Raw genomic sequence first — 376 nt, 5'->3', positions numbered from 1 at the left:
AACCTCGATATCTCCGCCTTCGAAGGTGCCGTCGAATTCATCCGCAACCTCATTCAGTTCTCGCCGCCATCGGACCCGCCGGCAGCGCTTTTCAAGAGTGACTGGAAAGAGGTGGTCAGCGCCACGATCGACGCATATCTGCGCGAGAAGCGGCTGACCGAGGCAGGCCTCAGCAAGGACGATCTGAGCGAACTGGTCGGCATTCTCGATCGCCAGGGCATTTTCTCGATCCGCAACGCCACACCTTACATCGCCGAGGTGCTGAAGATGTCACGGGCGACGCTCTACAAGCACCTGAAAGATCTGAGGCAGAAAAAGAGCGGCAGCAATTCTTCCGAGAACTACGGATCCTTGGAGGAAATTTAAGGCCGCCCGG

At 57.4% G+C, this 376-nt stretch carries 1 protein-coding gene; it reads left to right on the top strand.

Going from position 1 to position 376, the window contains the following annotated elements:
- Positions 1-366 (top strand): helix-turn-helix domain-containing protein (locus SB679_RS23290; RefSeq protein WP_410704660.1); only part of this gene is annotated, 366 nt, incomplete at its 5' end.
- Positions 367-376: the final 10 nt, after the last annotated feature.

This window comes from Chryseobacterium sp. SIMBA_029, from assembly GCF_046535275.1.
GTDB lineage: Bacteria > Bacteroidota > Bacteroidia > Flavobacteriales > Weeksellaceae > Chryseobacterium.
The sequence above is the reverse complement of the archived record's forward strand: the minus strand, read 5'-3'. Positions and strand labels throughout refer to the sequence as shown.